Genomic DNA, 19,272 nt, shown 5'->3' with positions numbered 1-19,272 from the left:
ATGGAATTTGCCGATGTTTATAGTAGATAATATAGGGATAGATTATAAAAAAATAATCCACTTTGTAATTAATACAAAGTGGATTGTTGAGATAGAGTTATTGGATAGCCAATTCCTGAGCCTGTGAAATCAGCTTTTTGTTGCCATTAAATACGCGATGTAAATAGCGGTTATAGTCAGAGCCAAGTTCAGAATAACCATTGAGATTATCAATCAGCTTACCCGTATTCAGTGGCTTCTGTGTTGTTCTCTGCTTTGCGCGTGAAGAACGTAATGACTCATAAGCACGATGCGTATTCAGGTTTTTCATATAGGCAATGACGGATGCATCAATGGTAGGATAGACGGAATAACCTTTGATTTTTCCTTTCATTTTGCCACAAGCGCTACAACGCATTCCGAACAGATTATTATTTTTTTTGGCTAATTCTGACGTTCCCCAACCTGATTCGGCTGCTGCTTGAGTCGCAACAAAATGGGTGGGAATAATGTCAACTCGACTTAATAACTTGTTCCAATTGACCTGTTTTGGCGAATTGCAGGTCATTTTGTAATCCATGCAGATCTTTTTCAATTGATTACTATCCTGTACAGACCAATGATGATTCTTTTGGCGTGACAGGAGCCATTTGCGGTCTTGCATAATCTTTTGATTATGTTGATCAATCACAGGGACAATAATATTTAAAAACGCTTTCTTCCGAGGTGTACCTGAAGGGTATTGTCGCAAATCAGGCAAATTTACTTGCATGCCATTGTGAGAATACTCTTGCACTTTTGAGGTACTGGTCGAGGCATGGCTCAGACCGGTAAAGATTAATGAGATAAAGAAAGCGAAGACCGCACTTGTCCTCATCATTAGAGAGGGCATTGCTTCTCCTCTTTTTATTACTCTGGGTAAAAATCCGACGAATATTAGCAGAGCAAACAATATATGGCTACTGTTATTCGTCATTCATAAGTTTCATTTCTGTAATGAATATTAGCACCCTACTGACAAATATCTATATTTTTTACTTTTTATAGTAAATTAATGTAATAAATATTATGATTTTATCGGGTAAACAGGGTTATCTATGTCATATTTTATGATGTTATATTGCCTGTTTATGTAACTTGATTTAATGAATTGTCTTTATTTAACTATATGTTATTAATTAAATATTTTCAATTTTCATTTGACTCTCGTTAGTATGTGAATTTTTGCTTTGTTGGAGTTACTGTAAATTATTTTATTGTTTATGTTTTTTTATCTATTTTTCTGGCTGATTTTGAGTTTTTTATCTGAATTTTAGTATGAGAAGTTGAAGTTTATAAAATATAAAAGGCAATGTTTTCTTGTTCAAGAAAATATGACTATTAACACCATAATGGTGAAATTATTTCTGATTGGGGAATCAATTTTCTCTTATTTTTCGCATGATAATTGAATAAGTTAATGGAAAATATTCAAAAAATTAGGGAGCCGAAGCTCCCTAATTGTGCATGATGAAAAATCAACAAAACATTACAGCCATTTAGCGACACCACCGTGGCGAGAACATGCTCCTTTACGGGATTTACTCTTGCTATAGCTACCATCTTTACAAAGAGCCGTATTAGCGCTTTTTTTGACTGAGCTCTTTTTATTTTTCTTCTTTGATATTTTGGAATTTTTTACCTTTTTGGTAACTTTTTTCTCTAATGAACTAGCTTTGTTTTTGGCTGATTTAACATTTTGTTCTACTGCCGTTGCTGTTTTTGAGGCGGCTTCGGCTGAGGTTGATACCGCTGGCGCTGCAAGTGTTACACTTGAAAACAACACCAGTAATGCTGCAACTGATAACTTCAAGCTTTTCATCATATAGTTCCTCTGATTAGAGTACTGAAACTCGAAATCTACTCTTGCAGTTTGGAGTATAGTTTTGAATATTGTGATTGCAAATTTCACATAGAGAGTAAAAAAATAACGCAAATAGAATATGGGATGGCATTGTGAACAAAGTAACGATCATTACTGGTGGTTCCCGTGGTATCGGCAAGGCCACGGCAATTTACTTGGCGAAACAAGGGCATCATATCTGCATTGGCTATCGTAACCGTGAAGACAGTGCTTATGAAGTGGTGGAGATGATCCGTACCCTTGGGCAGTCAGCAATTGCGGTTCAGGTGGATATTGCGGATGAAAAGCAAGTGATAGCATTGTTCCAGAGGGCAGAAAAAGAGTTGGGATATATTTCTGGGTTAGTGAATAATGCCGGGATCTTAAAGCCTCAAGCTACCATTGAACAGTTGACGGCAGGGCGGTTAAATGAAATTTTTGCCACTAATGTCACTGGTGCCTTTCTCTGTGCGCGTGAAGCGGTTAAAAGAATGGCTTTGCGTCACGGTGGACAAGGTGGCGTCATTGTCAATGTTTCATCCGCTGCTGCTCGACTGGGTTCTCCCCATGAATACGTTGATTATGCGGCATCAAAAGGAGCCATTGATACGTTGACAATGGGGTTGGCGCAAGAGGTGGCTGCGCAGGGGATCAGGGTCAATGCTGTGCGCCCTGGATTCATCTATACTGAAATGCATGCCGATGGTGGCGAGCCTGAACGCGTTGAAAGGATCAAAAATTCCCTGCCTATGAAACGGGGTGGACAACCGGAAGAAGTTGCTCAGGCCATTGCATGGCTGCTATCTGATGAATCGTCGTATGTTACAGGCAATTTTATTGATTTGGCCGGTGGAAAATAGTCTATATACCCATCTCACTTCAAGATGCATATTGTTTCTCCCCACTTCGCGGGGAGAAACAATGAATTATGTTGTCTTATAATGAGCAACTTGAAAGGTAACGTGTATAGAGTTCAAAGTGTCATTTAAATAAGGTAGTATTTAATATCAGATAATATAAAAGCCGGAATTTTTCTTAATATTTCTTTCCGGCTAATGAATGGAAAGCTATTTTTGTAGTGACAATTGATTTTAAGCGAATATTTCCATCAGTTTCGGTTTTAGAGTAATCTTATCAGGTTGTATTTCAATGCTAATAGGTTGTTCCACTAAATTGCTGAGGGTTAGCCAGTCTCCAGCAATGTAAAGTGCACCATTTTCACGAATATTGTCAATTCCTTGGTATGGGTTATTTTCCACTTCGTTAATTAAACTGGCTAAATCTGTGTGAGGATCAACAAGAGAAATAATAACGCCATTGGAAAACTGTGAGATATGAAATAATTCATTTGCGGTAAATCCAGCTTCGCTGAGTACACTGCCATTCAGTATTAATTCAGGGAAGCCAATGTCAGAATAGCGAAATGAAACATGAAGGCTCATTTGGGCGTTCCTTGTGTTATGGATATACTGCGATACTCTATCAATACTTCGCCCGCACTGCACCGCGAATTCATACGTGTTTTTCATCTAAATAGTATTCGTTGTTAATAATCGATATCTACCCTAGCGGTTAGCTGGCTAATATGCCATCGGTAATGTTGCTCTTTGCGAAGCAACTCGCAAAAAATGACTGGATATTTATCCATTTTGAAATGTATCTCTGAAGTTAGGACAAAAAGTAACGCGATAAATAATTATGTGATTTTCTGTGTTATTAAAGTAATGAATAAAGTATTTTGGTTTGTGGTTTCTTTGATAGATTATATCTTTTATCCCATGCTTATTTATAAACATTGACATTATATATTGTGAAAATGCCAACGCATTTTTAATGGAAATTTTAAAATGAAGTGTATTACGAAACTTTTTAGAATTAAAATGGTGGATATATCCATAGGGTAATCTCTATTCCCAATGTTCAATTTCCGGTTCAAACTTTGATCAATGAATTGTAAAAAATAGGCAAGATAACAAAAAAGCCCTGCCGATATTATCAAGCAGGGCTTTAATTTCAGTGTATTGAATTCAAGGCTTACACTGAAATGCTACATTCAAATTAAGCAGCATTAATACCATACTGGGCACAAACAGAAGCCAAACCACCCGCATAACCTTGGCCTACTGCGCGGAATTTCCATTCTGCATTGTGGCGATACAATTCACCGAACAGCATAGCGGTTTCGGTAGATGCATCTTCAGTCAGATCGTAGCGTGCCACTTCAACTTGTGTATCATCGTTAACCAAACGAATGAAGGCACCGGAAACTTGGCCGAAGCTCTGGCGACGAGCTTGTGCTTCGTGGATAGTCACTACAAACACCACTTTTTCTACATCAGCAGGAACTTGATCCAGTTTGATTTTCAGTGATTCGTCATCACCATCCCCTTCACCGGTACGGTTGTCGCCAGTGTGCATGATGGAGCCGTCAGACGATTTTAGATTGTTGTAGAAAATGAAATCTGCATCACCACGTACCTTGCCGTTTGCTGCCAGCAGGAAAGCTGAGGCATCAAGGTCAAAATCTTGTCCATCAGTTGCACGAGCATCCCAGCCGAGACCGATCAGAACGTTTTTCATGCTTGGCGCTTCTTTGCTCAGAGAAACATTACCGCCTTTAGAAAGAGATACACCCATTGTTATTTCCTCACTTATTACGTCGTATTAGTTATCTAGATTTTACGGAGTTAGCGTGCATTTTCTTTTTGTGGGAACAGCAGGCTGGCAAGAATACCGGCTGCCAGTACGCCAATCACCACAAATAAGCTACTTGTAGCTGAAATTGAATAACCGTGGTGGAATATATGCTCGGAAGCATTTAAACCCAGTTTGATGGCAATAAAGAACAGTAAAACGATCACTGCCTTTTCCAAATGCACCAGATACTTTTTCAATGCTTCAAGCACAAAGTAGAGCGTGCGCAGACCCAAGATAGCAAACATCATGGCGCTGTACACAATTAATGGTTCCCGACTGACTGCAATCACCGCGGGTACAGAGTCAAAGGCAAACATCACGTCAGACAGTTCGACTACTGCCAGGCACAGCATCAGTGGCGTAGCATAAAGTGCAGCTTTGCCCGCCCGACCGACTTTCACATCGGCGTTTTCTGGTTTAGCCAATTCCTGATCCACTTCTTTTTGGTTCAGTACAAAAGCATGGCCACGCAGTTTCGGCCAGATCGGGAAGAAACGCTTCACCAGACGGTAGGCAAGGTGCTGTGAATAGTCTTCTATTTCATCGTCATCATCACCGCTTTTCAGCATCATGACCGCTGTCCAGCCAACGATAACCGCAAATATGATTTCAACCCACGGCCCAAGCGCCAGCAGGCTTGTCCCAATGGCAACGAAAATACCACGGAAGACAATCGCGCCGATAATGCCCCAATACAGAACCCGGTGGCGATAGCGATCTGGGACAGCGAACCAGGAGAAAATCGCCATGATGACAAACAGGTTATCGACGGAAAGGACTTTTTCCAGCGCATAGCCCGTGACAAACAGACTCGCAGCTTCTGCTCCGTGATGGACATAGAGGAAGCCTGCGAAAACAAAGGCAATTGCGATCCAGAAAATAGACCACAGGGCGGCACTGCGCAGCGAAATCGGCTTATCATGACGATGCATAAAGAGGTCGATAAAGAGCGCACCAACCGACAGAATAATAAATACAGCAACGGTTTCCATCGGAAAACCAATGTGCGTGGATACCATGAAGTAAGCCTCTTAAATATCTGCGATTACAGTTCGAAATCAGCCGGTGCAAAGCCAAGGGCTAAGCAAATTTCACGGGCAGCCTGTTTTTCGTTGTTATCAAAGTCACCATCACTCTTGGCGACGGCAATTCCGACGCGCAAAGCAAGTTGTGCCGCTTCTGGCTGCTGTTTCAGAGCCATAATGAATTTCATGGCTTCACCTTTGCCAATGTCAGCATCAAACTCGTAGCTGCTAACCAGTTTGTTAAAGAATTCGATAATCTCAGCGGTATCGAACACTTTCAGTTCAGGAGAGTTTTTGATGAACCCGATCATTTTTTGCTTTTCTTCTGAGCTAACACCGTCACTTGCCATGGCAACGTGTGCACATACTGCTACCGTACCTTCCATGAACTTTCTGTTCTTGAAGCGACTAACTTGGGTGGTGAGTTCTTCGCGGCCTGCGTTGAACGCTGATTTGATTTTGTTTAAAAAGGACATCAGTCCCTCCGCTTATTGGTAAAATAGAGAGTTATTTCTTGCCGGCAGTCCAGCTAAAACCCCAGCCAAATGCCCTGTCCATCTCTTTATGCCCGCTAAAGTATTGATTGATTCGTTCTGCTTTGATAGCGCCGTTTTCATTGACAAGGCGGGCAATGGCACACATGCCTTTGTGGTTGTTGCCTTCTGTCATCCGCGTTTCAATTGGGGGCTGGTCAGGGACATAAATTGTGACTATACCGTCGGTTTTGTCCCAGCTCGGCACGCCCTCGTAGATAAAGGCGTAGATCAAAACTTCACGGATGTTTTTCCATTCAAACCCATTGACGTGGAGCCATTCACCATCACGAACTTGACCGGTACGATCATCCCCTTGTAATTCTACATACGGTTCATAACGGTATTTGCCAAAGCGATTCCCCAGTGCTTGTATAACGTCTTTCTCTCCATCTTGCAGTCTAACGAATGCACCGAGATCCAAATCCACGTTTTTGTTTGCACCGAACATGCCTTGCAATAGACCTCTTGAGGAGGAAGAGGCATTTTGACTCCAGTTCAGATTGATGCGAATTTCACCGTAGTTGTCACGTTTGTTAAGGCTGATAGTCGGTTTTTCTTTGGTCAGAGAAACCTTACTCAAACTAACGGGATTTGGTGCTGGCTCATCATCAATAATATCTACGCCAAAATGTTCAGCCAGTGGCTTGAGACCGCCATTAAAACCTTGGGCAATAAAACGGAATTTCCATTCACCGTTGCGGCGATACAGTTCGCCGAGGATCAAGGCAGCCTCTGGACGGCCTTGTACTTCAACATTCCCCTGTAAAATCACGTTGCTGTTCAGTTCAACCTGAATGGAAAGGTTGCGCAGATTGGAAATCGTTTGGTTACCGTCGCAAGTCGCGGTGAATGCGACTTTCTGGACATCCTGGCCCAAGGCAGGCAAGTTGACATTGAATGAGGTATTGATATTGCCGCCAGTCAGGTGGATGGTGTTGTCGTCATTGATCGGTTGACCGTAGAACACCATATCTGGATCGCCTTTCACTTTACCATCGGCATACAGACGGAAAGCAGAAACATCAACGGCTGAACCCGATAGCACCCGCACAGTCAGCGTTTGATTGGGAACAGAGGCGTTGCCCCCAGGTGTCAGATTCATTAGTGCACCACCGTCTCAACGATCTGTGGATACATCGCGTCAATAGTACGTCCAAGACAAGGAACGCCATGTGCCGTGAAATCCCACTGACCACCATTACGGCGCAGGGAAGAGATGATAATGCCAGTGTGGGCGCCTTGCTCATTCAACTGGTAGCGAGCCAGCTCTTTGCCATTTTGGTCAACGACGCGGCAGAAGGCATTTTCAACGTCATTGAAGGTTTGACCACGGAAACTGTTAACGGTAAATGCAAGGTATTCGATATTGGCAGGAAGTTTGATCAGATTGACGCGGATCACTTCATCATCCCCATCACCTTCACCAGTCAGGTTATCGCCAGTGTGTTGTATAGAACCACATTTTGATTTCAGTTGGCCGAACCACACGGTATCAATGGCATTGCCAGATTTATCCAGCAGAATGCAGCTCGCATCCAGATCGATTTCATCACTGCCACCCCCGAATAAACTTGCCAGAAAGCCTTTCTTCTTGATCACAGGATCCCATCCCAGACCAAAATCCACTTTAGCCAGCGATGTGCTCTGTTTGGCGAGCGAAACTGACTGATTTTTGCTTAACGAAACCATTAATGACACCTCTATTTTGTTTGTCGGTGAATTACGGTAATTTCACGTATTTAAAAATCATAATATGACAAATAGATAGCCTAAATCTGTCATATTATGACTCCCGTAAACAGGTATATCTGGCCGTTAACTACATGATAGAAAACAATCTAGTTTTGTTTTGTATGATTTCTTTTCCATGCAGAAAAGTCAAACAAATTTTAATCTAAATAATCATAATATGATTGACATCTATTTGTTTTAGACCCTAGACTGCGACGTATATTTCACCGAATTAAGAACAAATGCTGAAAGTTACCCGATTGGCTCAGGCTGAGTTTTTTTGAAAAGGCATCTCCATGACAGTGTTGAGTGACATCGATGTTTGTAAAAAACCAACTGATAAAAAACAAGTCTTCCAAGAGCAGGTTTACCAAAAAAAGTTAAGTAGCGGGATATTAACGGTGACGGCATCATGTGGCACAGCAGCCTTGGAAACCTTGTTTGATATCGCTGAACGCCGTAATCCCAAAAGAGCATTCCTGTTTGTCAGTAAAGTCTTGGGACGACATATTCCGGTCAAGCCATCGAACATGCGTTCGGTGTATCAGCAATTATCTGCGCGCTTCCCTGCTAATCTTCCCGACCCGATACTCTATATTGGTATGGCAGAAACCGCTGTTGGGCTAGCGGCAGGGGTATTTCAGGAAACGCAACACAAAGCGGATGAGCCGGTATTCTTGACTTCGACACGCCATCCAGTTGATGGAGATTTATTGTGTGAGTTTCAGGAAAATCATAGCCATGCGACAGATCATCTGATTTATTGGCCAGCAGAAAGCCGCTTGCGCCAACGGGTGATAAATGCCCGAACTCTGGTTCTGATTGATGATGAAGCAACGACGGGTAATACGTTCCTTAATTTGCTGGATGCACTACGTCATGCAGGGCTTGGCCATATTGAACATGTTGTTACTGTGACATTGACAGATTGGAGTGGGAAATCGGTTGTGAAACGCAGTCCATTACCCGTTTCTGAGGTCTCCCTGATAGAGGGAAATTGGCAGTGGGAAGCCGATATATCTGCTCCAGTGCCGGTAATGCCTCAAGTCAATGTTACAGCTCGGGGAGAAATCAATATCATAGGCCAGCAGAGCTGGGGACGGTTGGGATTAGATAAAATCCAGTGTGACATTGGCGCTGCAATCAGTACTAAAGTGGGTGAAAACGTGCTGGTATTGGGATCCGGTGAATTTGTCTGGCAGCCGTTCTTGTTGGCTGAACGGCTTGAGCAGGAAGGGGCATCAGTGGTATTTGGTTCGACAACTCGTTCCCCCATTTCTTGCGGTCATGCTATCCAATCTGTGATGGCTTTTACGGATAATTACGGACTGGGTATCCCCAATTTTCTCTACAATGTTGCGCACCAGAAATTTGATCGGGTATTACTCTGTCTTGAAACGCCTAAAATGTCTGTTGATCCGGCGTTGATGGCGCAGCTTGCCCGTGTTTCTCCGATTGTGGAGATCGTGGGATATGATTAAGTTTGTATGTTGCCAAAAGTATGTTAACAAGGAACTCATCGCCTTTTGCAAAGATTTCATGCAACTGTGTGATTGATTTGGAGCTGTAAAATAATGAATGGCTTTCCCCCTTTTTTTGGGAGTTATGCTTCTGATGATGTTCAATTCCTGCTAAAACCCGTTCAAATTGAGATGACGCCTGTGGATGTTAAGGAGCAGTTGATCCAGTCTGGCGCTCGTCATTATTCAGATATGTTAAGCCAGGAACCGGAACCCACGTCTTATCACCTTGAACTGTTTGATAAAGCACTTGGACAAGGGGCTGTTCGGTTGGCGACGGAAGTTGTGATGCTCGCTAAAGCCTTGGTGTCACGATTTGGTGATATGCCGATTGTATTGGTCAGCTTGGTCAGGGCTGGCGTTCCTTTGGGAGTGATGTTGCATCAAACCCTCAGAGGTATGGGCAAGCGCTCTTATCATTATGGCATCAGCATCATTCGGGATCGTGGTATTGATCATACAGCGCTATCGTATATTGAGCAAAAACATGGAACGGATGGCGTGGTATTTGTTGATGGCTGGACGGGCAAAGGCGCGATTAGCACCGAACTGTCGCGATCTTTGGCGGGGCGGGCTGGTTATTCAGGTATTCCACGTCTGGTGGTATTGGCTGATCCTTGTGGCTGCTCGTGGCTGGCAGCCAGCGATGATGATTGGCTGATCCCTTTCGGTATTATGGGAGCGCCGGTATCGGGATTGATATCGCGTTCGATCTGGCATGAAGAAGGGTTGCACGGTTGTGTGCAGTGTGATCACTTGATCAAGTTTGAGTGCAGCCGCTTATTGGTAGACACTGTCGCTGGTTGTCGTAATCAATTAGATGGGGCTGCTATCCCTGAAGCAGTTTGGTTGCCGCAGGAAAAAACCGCGTTGCAGCAATTAAGCAAAACGGTGATTTCCAGTCTTGCTGAAAAATACCAGATTGACAGTATTAACCGTATTAAACCTGGCATTGCAGAAGCAACTCGTGCAGTATTACGACGAGTGCCAGACCATGTGCTCGTGCGCTCCCAGAGTGATCCTGATGTTGGCTTATTGGTTCATTTGGCACGTCAAAAAAATGTTGTTATTACGGAAGTCGGTGATCTCATTGGTCAATACCGTGCCGTAACTATCATTAAGAAGGTAGTGTGATGAAACCAATCCCTTCTCCTCATCGACTCGGCGCCACTCTGTATATGCCAGCTACCCGCCAAGATATTACAGAAATTGTGTTACAGAATAAGATCCCTGATCTGCGCTCGCTGGTTATTTGTTTGGAAGATGCTGTTAGTGAGCGGGATATTCCCATTGCTATCGAAAATCTCCGCGAGGTTATGCAAACATTGGCAGAAGTGGATAACTCTTCTTCCAATATCAACCATCATCGTCCCCTGATGTTTATCCGTCCGCGTGATGAAAGGATGGCGGAGTATCTGGTTGCCAATGTCAATCTCAGTGTTATTGATGGACTGGTTTTGCCTAAATTTACCCATGCTTCGTTGTCAGGTTGGTGGAATGTTATTGATTCAACCCATCTGTGCATTATGCCAACATTGGAGAGTGAAGAGGTGTTTGATGTTCAGAAAATGAACCAGCTTGCGGACATTCTCAAACAACACCCTTGCAAAGATCGCATTATTGCCTTGCGTATTGGCGGTAATGATTTGATGAATGTCATTTCTCTGCGGCGCTCCCGTAATTTTACTCTGTATGATGGGCCGATGGGATATGTCATTAAAATGTTGGTTGCCGTTTTTGTTGCGCGAGGATTTTCCCTGACTGCGCCAGTTTGTGAGCATATTGATGATTTGAGATTACTTAAGGCAGAGTTGGAATTAGATATTGCTCATGGTCTGGTGGGAAAAACAGCTATACACCCGAAGCAGATTAAATGTATCCAACGAGCGCTGATGGTCAATGCCCATGATTATGCTGAGGCGCTGACTATTCTCAATTCCAATAAGGCTGTTTTCAAATCGCAGGGGATGATGTGTGAGCCTGCTACCCATCAACGCTGGGCTGTGAATATTCTCGAACGAGCGGAACATTATGGTATAGAGCCTGATGTTGCATAGGCTCTTAAACAGGCGAAGTATTGTTAAGGTTTTTAATTCGTTTTTATATTGATTTACCTGTGATAGCAGCTATGCTGAAAGTTATTTTTGTCGTTAACAGTAGAGAACTTAGGGTTTGTTATCCTTGGCTTGGTAATAAGAAATGCTGCTTAATCCCAAACAATTTAGAAATTTTAAATTAACTTTATTACTTTCACATGGCAAACCGATTAGTAAGGTGAGGATTATTAAGGAACTGAATTGTTCGGAACCAACCTTAACACGTGCATTACGGGAACTGAGAGATCTTTACTGTGCTGATATTCGATTTAGCAAAATGGGAAACACTTATCAGTTAGTTGATAAAGGGATGCTAACCAAGAAAGATGTGAGAAGGATTGAAGAGCTACTTGCTCAGCATCTCAGCTTAAAATCGGAAGAAGCTACCAGTCATGTCTTTCTTGATAAAGAGAAAAAAAAGCCTGTTTCTCTTTCTCTAAGAATGTCTGTTATCAGAAAAATTGATAGCTTGGCTAATCAACTGGAAACAACCAGAAGTGATATCGTTGAAATGGTAGTGGATAAGTTTATTGAAAAATTACTAAAAGGGGCTGTGAAGGGAAATTCATCGAAGAGATGAATTCCGTAATGCCAGCCGGTTGGGTTCAACTGGCATCAGGGCGATGATTGTTGGTTTGCTTGTTCGCTACTGTTTAATCGTTTAATGATTGTGGCGCGTAAGTTTATCCAGATATCCCATCATAAATGCGGACAAAACAAAGGTGAGGTGAATAATGACATACCACATAAGTTTATTGTCCGGCACATTCTTGGCATCCATAAAGACGCGTAGCAAATGAATGGAGGAAATGGCGACAATTGAAGCTGCAACTTTATTTTTGAGTGAGGTCGCATCCATTTTCCCCAACCAGCTTAGTTTCTCTTTGCTTTCGTGGATATCCAGGCTTGAAACAAAGTTTTCATAGCCAGAAAACATCACCATGACCAGCAACCCGCCAACCAGAGCCATATCAATCAGGGAAAGTAACGTCAGGATTAAATCGGATTCTGTAATGTAAAGAATGTTTGGCAGGATATGCATGATTTCTAGAAAGAATTTAACCGCCAGGGCAAATAATGCCAATGATAAACCGAAATAAACCGGTGCAAGTAGCCAGCGAGAGGCATACATTGTGTTTTCGAGAAAGCGTTCCATTGTGTTTTTTATGTGTTACAAAAGGGGCAATAGTATAGATCAAGAATGTGAAAGCTATGAAATACATATCGCAGCTCAGTGTCCGATACATTGTCAGAAAATAGTGAATGACTCTCATTACTATCAGAGAATCTTGGGGAGTTGTAGCCTAGTACCAAGTTTCACTTCTGTTTCTTGCCATTCAGCATAGAGTTGTGAGTCAGCAATGATGCTTGCTCCTGCAAAGAGTCGAATATGGTTTTCGAATCATTCACCACAGCGAATTTGCCTTCCACCCCCTTGATCCAATCTTGCCAATTTGCTCGCTAAAGATAGCACCGGGCTTAGCCAGTGGCTAAGATCCATAAAATAAATTGGATGATATTGCGAACAAAAATTATTATTAATATCATTTGTAAATGATAATTGTTTTTGTTTTTCGGGGTTATTGCTGGCGTGGAAATGCATACGTCATTTGTGAGCGGGTATTGTGAAAGGAGACAAAGGGATGAAGTTAGTATTGCAGCCACTTGGTACGATAGATAATTTACTGTATGCGGCTAATGTTGGCAGTGAGTTATGGTGGGAAAATATTGCCATTTTGGGAACTCCAATTATAGAGGTTGCAAGTAATTATCAAGTTAAAACCACCTTCTTTTGGCGAGACCCTCATGGGGACGAACAACATTCACCTTTTCGCCAAGTCTACATTGATATCAATGGCATCACTGATCACCACTGCCGGCAACCACAGAGCCTACAACGATTACCTGAAACGGATATCTGGTATTGGTCAGTGAATCTTGAAGATAACTGGAGAGGAAGTTACCGATTTGTCCCTGTCACTGACGTACATTTACCCCCTGAGTTTTCTGATGAAATTAAGCTGTGTAACCAACAACAACGTGAATGGTGGATTTCACTCTTTTCATTATCTATCCCCGATCCTTTAAACTTACAGGGTCATCATCGTAATGGACTTGATTTGACTTTATCGGCAATTCATATGCCTCATGCACCTGAACAGACAGCATGGTCACTAATTGACGGAAGCAACCAAAATCATGCTGCGCAGTCAGATAAACAAGAGCCTTTAGTTTTGCATTGGCGTAGTGATCGGCTTAACAATCAAAGGCGTGTTTGGCTCTATTCGACTGGGGAGAAAACAGCGCCTCCTCGCCCCCTCATTATTCTCTTGGATGGGTTGACTTGGGCGGAGAGAGTACCGATTTTTCCGGCGATTGATATAGCAACTAAAAAACAGCAGATACCAGAGGCGGTTTGGCTGTTGATTGATGTTATTGATATGTTTCATCGAGAACGGGAGCTTCCCTGCAATCCAGATTTTTGGCAAGCGATTCAAGATGAATTGTTGCCACTTGTCGCACAATATGCGGCTTTTAGCGATGATCCTGAACAAACAGTTATAGCAGGACAGAGTTACGGTGGGCTGTCGGCATTGTATGCTGCTCTCCATTGGCCACAGCGCTTTGGCTGTGTTCTCACACAATCGGGATCTTTCTGGTGGCCTGATAGCAAAATTGTTCAGCAGTTTTTGCCATCCTCTGAGTATAAACCCGGTTGGCTGACGCAGCAGGTTCTTGGACAAAAAGTGACTTCTTCGTCATTAAAAATCTTTCAGGAAGCGGGTTCCCGTGAAGCCGATATTCATTTTGTCAATGATCAAATGTGTGCTGCGTTGCAAGGAGCAGGGCACAACGTGAATTACCGCGTTTTTAACGGTGGGCATGATGTGTTGTGTTGGCGCGGTGGGTTAATTGATGGCTTGAGTTGGTTACTGGCTGAAAAATGATATGGCAAACCAATTATTACAAGTCAAAATTATTGATGAGAAATAAAGGTGAACTTGGCGCTGAAGGATCCTACGCATAATATTAATTGTTAATTAATGGTTAAAATTTATTTAAGTAAAGGATTAATAAAATGTGGCATTTTATAGTGTGTTTCGCTGATGTAAATGGTGTAGGTGATGGCTTTGATTAAACCTGCTTTCTTTTGATAACAATCTAAAAATCAGCACTCCTTTTTAGTCTTTCCCTGCTTTTTAGACAACTATCACTTTGATGGTTTCAAGCTGCCTACACAATAAAAAACATAAGAGCTGGCATTTTTGCAAATCAACAATGGATGGTGACTAAAATGAATAAGAGATACAGAATACCTTGGAGCACACTGACTTCCACACGTTTATCAGTCAAAACCCAACCAAGAGTCCTTTATCACGTTATAGCTTACTGTTTGGCTGCGTTCAGCGCAGGTGCCTATGCGGAAAATTATGTTGAAAAAGGACGGATTGGCGATCCTGCTAGTTGGCGTTCCAGCGAGTTTTCAAGCCAATGGGGGCTGGGTGCTATTCATGCTGATGAAGCCTATGCTAGAGGTTATACCGGTAAAGGGATTAAATTAGGCATATTTGATCAGGCAGTTTATGCCAACCATCCTGAGTTTATGGGAAAAGATAAGGTCATCAACTTAAAGACTTCTGGGATACGTGAATATACTGATCCCTATATTCCGGTGAAGAAAGGTGATTCATTTACTTATGATGGCACGCCGTCTGTGGATAGGTACGGGAGGCTAGGAACACATGGTGTCCATGTGGCTGGCATAGCGGCAGCTAACCGAGATGGCAGAGAAATGCATGGCGTGGCCTATAACGCCCAAATACTCACTGCGGATAACGGTGATCCTGGCCCTGAAGATGGCATTATCTTGGGCAATGATGGTGGTGTTTACCAGGCGGGTTGGAATGCACTGAGAGACAGCGGCGCTCGTATCATTAACAATAGCTGGGGGATTGGTATTGACCGGGAGCTTGAGAGGGGTGGGAAAGATCCAAACGCAGCCCATTTTACCTTAGCTGAAGCTCAGATGCAGTTTGATGAAATCAAACCGATTTTGGGTACTAAACCTGGTGGGGCATATCAGGGGGCAATTGATGCTGCTCGTAGCGGCATTGTGACAATTTTTGCTGCTGGCAATAGTAATAACTACAGTAATCCAGATGCTATTGCAGGTTTGGCTTGGTTTGTGCCTGAGATTGCACCAAACTGGTTGACCGTCGCGAGCTTGCAACAAAATCCAAATAGTTCCAATAACGTGCCTTATACCATCAGCGATTTTTCCTCCCGCTGTGGTTACACTGCTAGTTTTTGTGTCAGCGCACCGGGTAGCTGGATATATAGCTCAGTTATTGAGGGAACAGAGATAAACAATATTACCACGGGCTATGACAGCTATAGAGGGACTTCAATGGCTGCGCCACATGTTGGTGGTAGTATTGCGGTATTGATGGAGCGTTTCCCCTATATGACCGGCGATCAAGTCGCCTCAGTGCTTCGTACTACGGCTACTGATCTAGGGGAAAAGGGCATTGATGAGCTTTACGGCTGGGGATTGATCAATCTCGGTAAAGCGGTAAATGGCCCTGGTATGTTCTATACCGCAGAAGATATTCCTGAAAAATTCCGTATTCCAGATCCTGACGGAGTAGCCTACGGTAAGGGGCAGTTTATCGCTGATATTCCGGGTGTGGGTGCCGTGCTAGATAAGGGGAAACCGACTGAACGCATCTGCGATGCTGGTCAGTGCGCCCAGGATCAATGGAGCAATGATATTAGTGGTCATGGTGGATTAACCAAACAAGGCAGGGGTACACTGACTCTCAGTGGTCAGAATACTTATTCTGGTCCAACACGGGTCAAACAAGGATTACTGAACGTTAGCGGTAGTGTCTCTTCTAGCGTTTCAGTAATGGAAAGTGGCACTCTTGGTGGGAATGGTACGGTGGGAGCGCTCAATGTGCAGCGTGGTGGTATGGTCGCACCGGGTAACTCCATAGGGACGCTTAAGGTTGCCGAAAAAATTACCTTTGAACCTGGTTCTCATTATGCTGTTGAAATCGCTTCTGATGGGCGCAGTGACAAAATCCAGGTTGAAGAAAGTGCACAGATCAATGGCGGAAAGGTAACCGTTTCCCTTGAGAATACGGCCAACTTACTTTCGTTTGAAGATGTGCGAAGCCTGAGTGGTCAGCAATACACTATTCTTAGTGCGAAGCAGAATATCAATGGTCGTTTTGATGATGTTGCCCCTAATTATCTCTTCCTTGGTACTGGATTGTCTTATCAACCTGATGAGATCACTCTCCATGTTGGACGTAATGAGACTGCTTTTGTTGATTTTGCTAAGACGCCGAATGAACGTGCAGTGGCAGTTGCCGCTGATACCCTTGGTAGGGGGAATCCGGTTTATGAAAGTATCTTAGCCAGTCGTTCTGCGGAGCAAGCTCGATCTGCATTCCGCCAGCTTGATGGGCAAATCCACGCTGATATTGCCTCCCAGTTGGTTAATGACAGCCGTTATTTGCGTGATACTTTGAATTCCCGTTTGAGTCAGGCCGAAGGCCGTTCATCTTCATCCGATATTCATGGAAACAATAACGGTGCGTGGGTTCGGTTGCTTGGTGCATGGAGCCACGCTTCTGGTACAGAGAATGCGACAGGCTATCAGGCTTCCAATTATGGCTTATTCCTTGGTGCGGATGCGCTTATTGATGAATACAGCCGTCTTGGTATTGCAACGGGTTACACCCGTACTTCCCTTGATGGTGCTAACAGTGCCACTGCTGACAGTAATAACTATCACCTTGCTCTTTATGGTGACCGTCAATTTGGTGACTTTGTTTTGCGTGCCAATAGCGGGTTTACGTGGCACCGTATTGATACCAAACGCTTTATCAGCTATGACAGTCAGCGTGATAGCGAGAATGCTAAATACAGTGGGCGAACAACACAATTATCTGCTGAACTTGCTTACCATCTACCGACGGAGGTTGTGAATTTGGAGCCGTTCATTAACTTGGCATATGTCAATTTCCGCAATGAAGGTATTAACGAAGATGGGGTTGCTGCCGCCCTTCACAGTAACAGCCAACATACTGAAGCAACACTCTCCACATTGGGATTACGTGCCAATCATAGCTGGCAGGCCGCATGGGGTTCTTCAATTACCCTAAATGGAGAATTAGGCTGGCAGCACCAATATGGTGAGCGTGAACGAGCAACAGGTTTATCGTTCCGTGGCAGCAATACAACATTTGTGACTCGCAGTGTACCTGCTTCTCGTGATGGTGTGGTGTTGAAAGCCAATGCGGAGATGAGTGCAAGTAATAACGTTTCATTCACTCTTGGCTATAGTGGATTACTCTCCAGTCGTCATCAGGACAATAGTATGAATGTCGGTTTTAGATGGCAATTCTGATAATAGGCAAGAGATCATTATCTGATAAAATATGTGGGGCCAGTTGATGCTGGCTCCACAGTATGTGAGACAGCCAAGAACTCACTGATCCTAAGATCTGCACATTGATAGGTAATCCTTTTTTTGACATCCTCCCCGCCCTAAAGGACGGGGATTCCTACAGCGTTCAGACCGAAGCCTGACTCACCTCGGTGGGTTCCTGCTTCAACGGGCGGTCTGACTGCACCATCCCTCCACAGGCAAGCACGGCATGTCCTGCCGCTAAAATATTACGTGCGGCGTTTACATCCGCGTTCGCGGTGTAGCCGCATACCTGACACACGAATTGACTTTGCGTCTGACGGTTTTCTTTCGCCGTATGACCACAGCAGGCACACCGCTGGCTGGTGTATGCCGGAGGTATCGCCACTACCTGACCACCGCGCCAGAGCTGCTTGTACTCAAGCTGACGGCGCATTTCATGCCAGCCTTGATCCCGTATCGAGCGGTTCAATCCTGATTTGCCTCTGACGTTTCTTCCGTGCTTCTCTGCCGTGCCTTTTGCCGATTTCGACATGTTACTGACCTTCAAGTCTTCAATGACGATCATCGCGTGGTTTTTGCTGATTTCACTGGTGACTTTGTGAAGGTAGTCGCGCCGGATATTGGCAATGTGCGAGTGCAAACACTGGATTTTCCGTTTTTGTTTCCGCCAGTTTGCGCTGAATTTTACTTTGCGACTCAACTGCCGCTGGAGTGTTGCCAGCTTACGTTGGTTTGCTTTGAAACTGCTTACTGGCTGATATACCGTGCCATCTGAAAGCGTGGCAAGTTTTGTTACTCCGGCATCCAGTCCGACCATTGATTCTGCATTGTGAGCAGGGTCAGTCACTTCGTATTCAGTCTGGATACTGACGTACCATTTGCCGCATGACTGGCTGACCGTGACGTTTTTCACTTCGCCAATGACTTCACGGCTGTTGCGATAGCGTATCCACCCTAACTTTGGCAACGAGATTCGACTGTTGGGCTGATCGAGCTTCACGCCCTGCGGGTAGCGGAATGAGTCATGTTGACCACGTTTTTTGAAGCGGGGGAATGCAGCCCGCTTCTGGAAGAAATTTTTGTAGCCGCGCTCCAGATCTTTCAGTGACTGCTGCAACGGTTGCGAGGGAGATTCTTTCAGCCATTGTGTTTCAGGTACGGATTTCCACTCAATCAACCATGAAGCCATTTTGGTGTAGGGGAGATATTTATTTCCTGCTTCATGGTTCTCATTCTGGAGTGCCAGTGCACGGTTAAAAACGAAGCGACAAGCCCCTGCGAAGCGTCGCATATCGCGCTCCTGCTGACCATTTGGTCTTAACTGGAATTTGAAGGCTTGAAGTCGTATCATGACTATCATTATA

At 43.8% G+C, this 19,272-nt stretch carries 17 protein-coding genes; 7 read left to right on the top strand and 10 right to left on the bottom strand.

Annotated elements, in window-relative coordinates; genetic code table 11:
- Positions 1–97: 97 nt before the first annotated feature.
- Both WDV74_RS14220 and WDV74_RS14215 read right to left on the bottom strand, forming a co-directional pair.
- Entirely contained in the window at positions 98–871 is a 774-nt protein-coding gene (locus tag WDV74_RS14220) for a protein bax (RefSeq protein ID WP_338883449.1), read from the bottom strand.
- A gap of 636 nt (positions 872–1,507) precedes the next feature.
- Complete coding sequence (locus WDV74_RS14215) at positions 1,508–1,843, bottom strand: DUF3761 domain-containing protein (RefSeq protein WP_338883448.1); 336 nt, start codon at positions 1,841–1,843, stop codon at positions 1,508–1,510.
- A gap of 131 nt (positions 1,844–1,974) precedes the next feature.
- On the opposite strand from WDV74_RS14215, the gene WDV74_RS14210 reads away from it, so the two are divergent.
- The gene (locus tag WDV74_RS14210) at positions 1,975–2,721 is read left to right on the top strand and encodes an SDR family oxidoreductase (protein WP_338883447.1); all 747 of its coding nucleotides are present in this window, start codon (positions 1,975–1,977) and stop codon (positions 2,719–2,721) included.
- Between the two features lie 231 nt (positions 2,722–2,952).
- Here WDV74_RS14210 and WDV74_RS14205 read toward each other — a convergent pair whose 3' ends face one another.
- From WDV74_RS14205 to WDV74_RS14180, 6 genes are all read right to left on the bottom strand, one after another.
- Positions 2,953–3,303 carry a hypothetical protein gene (locus WDV74_RS14205; protein ID WP_338883446.1) on the bottom strand — a complete coding sequence of 117 codons (351 nt, stop codon included), beginning with the start codon at positions 3,301–3,303 and terminating at the stop codon, positions 2,953–2,955.
- A 616-nt stretch (positions 3,304–3,919) separates the two neighbouring features.
- Positions 3,920–4,498 (bottom strand): TerD family protein, encoded by a 579-nt coding sequence (locus tag WDV74_RS14200; RefSeq protein WP_074020001.1) that lies wholly within the window; start codon positions 4,496–4,498, stop codon positions 3,920–3,922.
- A gap of 50 nt (positions 4,499–4,548) precedes the next feature.
- Positions 4,549–5,577, bottom strand: coding sequence for a TerC/Alx family metal homeostasis membrane protein (locus tag WDV74_RS14195; protein WP_273558615.1), 1,029 nt, complete (start codon positions 5,575–5,577; stop codon positions 4,549–4,551).
- 26 nt (positions 5,578–5,603) lie between these two features.
- A complete protein-coding gene (locus tag WDV74_RS14190; RefSeq protein ID WP_338883444.1) occupies positions 5,604–6,059 on the bottom strand; it encodes a tellurite resistance TerB family protein in 456 nt (151 codons plus the stop codon).
- Between the two features lie 31 nt (positions 6,060–6,090).
- Positions 6,091–7,221, bottom strand: coding sequence for a TerD family protein (locus WDV74_RS14185; RefSeq protein ID WP_338883443.1), 1,131 nt, complete (start codon positions 7,219–7,221; stop codon positions 6,091–6,093).
- A complete protein-coding gene (locus tag WDV74_RS14180; RefSeq protein ID WP_338883441.1) occupies positions 7,221–7,808 on the bottom strand; it encodes a TerD family protein in 588 nt (195 codons plus the stop codon). Before WDV74_RS14180 ends, WDV74_RS14185 begins: the two co-directional genes overlap by 1 nt.
- Before the next feature lie 338 nt (positions 7,809–8,146).
- Here WDV74_RS14180 and WDV74_RS14175 point away from each other — a divergent pair, with 338 nt between their 5' ends.
- From WDV74_RS14175 to WDV74_RS14160, 4 genes are all read left to right on the top strand, one after another.
- The gene (locus WDV74_RS14175) at positions 8,147–9,331 is read left to right on the top strand and encodes a phosphoribosyltransferase domain-containing protein (RefSeq protein WP_338883439.1); all 1,185 of its coding nucleotides are present in this window, start codon (positions 8,147–8,149) and stop codon (positions 9,329–9,331) included.
- A gap of 93 nt (positions 9,332–9,424) precedes the next feature.
- Positions 9,425–10,504 (top strand): cysteine protease StiP family protein, encoded by a 1,080-nt coding sequence (locus WDV74_RS14170; RefSeq protein ID WP_338883438.1) that lies wholly within the window; start codon positions 9,425–9,427, stop codon positions 10,502–10,504.
- A complete protein-coding gene (locus WDV74_RS14165; RefSeq protein ID WP_338885619.1) occupies positions 10,504–11,427 on the top strand; it encodes an HpcH/HpaI aldolase/citrate lyase family protein in 924 nt (307 codons plus the stop codon). The genes WDV74_RS14170 and WDV74_RS14165 overlap by 1 nt, the downstream gene beginning before the upstream one ends.
- A 142-nt stretch (positions 11,428–11,569) precedes the next feature.
- On the top strand, positions 11,570–12,046 hold the full coding sequence (locus tag WDV74_RS14160; RefSeq protein WP_338883436.1) for a tellurium resistance protein TerW: 477 nt from the start codon (positions 11,570–11,572) through the stop codon (positions 12,044–12,046).
- A gap of 81 nt (positions 12,047–12,127) precedes the next feature.
- Here WDV74_RS14160 and WDV74_RS14155 read toward each other — a convergent pair whose 3' ends face one another.
- The gene (locus WDV74_RS14155; protein WP_338883435.1) at positions 12,128–12,622 is read right to left on the bottom strand and encodes a TIGR00645 family protein; all 495 of its coding nucleotides are present in this window, start codon (positions 12,620–12,622) and stop codon (positions 12,128–12,130) included.
- A 487-nt stretch (positions 12,623–13,109) separates the two neighbouring features.
- Here WDV74_RS14155 and fes point away from each other — a divergent pair, with 487 nt between their 5' ends.
- Both fes and WDV74_RS14145 read left to right on the top strand, forming a co-directional pair.
- Positions 13,110–14,414 carry an enterochelin esterase gene (fes, locus tag WDV74_RS14150; protein ID WP_338883433.1) on the top strand — a complete coding sequence of 435 codons (1,305 nt, stop codon included), beginning with the start codon at positions 13,110–13,112 and terminating at the stop codon, positions 14,412–14,414.
- 347 nt (positions 14,415–14,761) lie between these two features.
- Positions 14,762–17,884 carry an autotransporter outer membrane beta-barrel domain-containing protein gene (locus tag WDV74_RS14145; RefSeq protein WP_338883432.1) on the top strand — a complete coding sequence of 1,041 codons (3,123 nt, stop codon included), beginning with the start codon at positions 14,762–14,764 and terminating at the stop codon, positions 17,882–17,884.
- A gap of 166 nt (positions 17,885–18,050) precedes the next feature.
- On the opposite strand, the gene WDV74_RS14140 is transcribed toward WDV74_RS14145, so the two are convergent.
- On the bottom strand, positions 18,051–19,259 hold the full coding sequence (locus WDV74_RS14140; RefSeq protein ID WP_338883431.1) for a transposase: 1,209 nt from the start codon (positions 19,257–19,259) through the stop codon (positions 18,051–18,053).
- Positions 19,260–19,272 lie beyond the last annotated feature (13 nt).

The organism is Xenorhabdus sp. TH1 (assembly GCF_037260955.1).
GTDB classification, from domain to species: Bacteria; Pseudomonadota; Gammaproteobacteria; order Enterobacterales; family Enterobacteriaceae; genus Xenorhabdus; species Xenorhabdus griffiniae.
The sequence above is the reverse complement of the archived record's forward strand: the minus strand, read 5'-3'. Positions and strand labels throughout refer to the sequence as shown.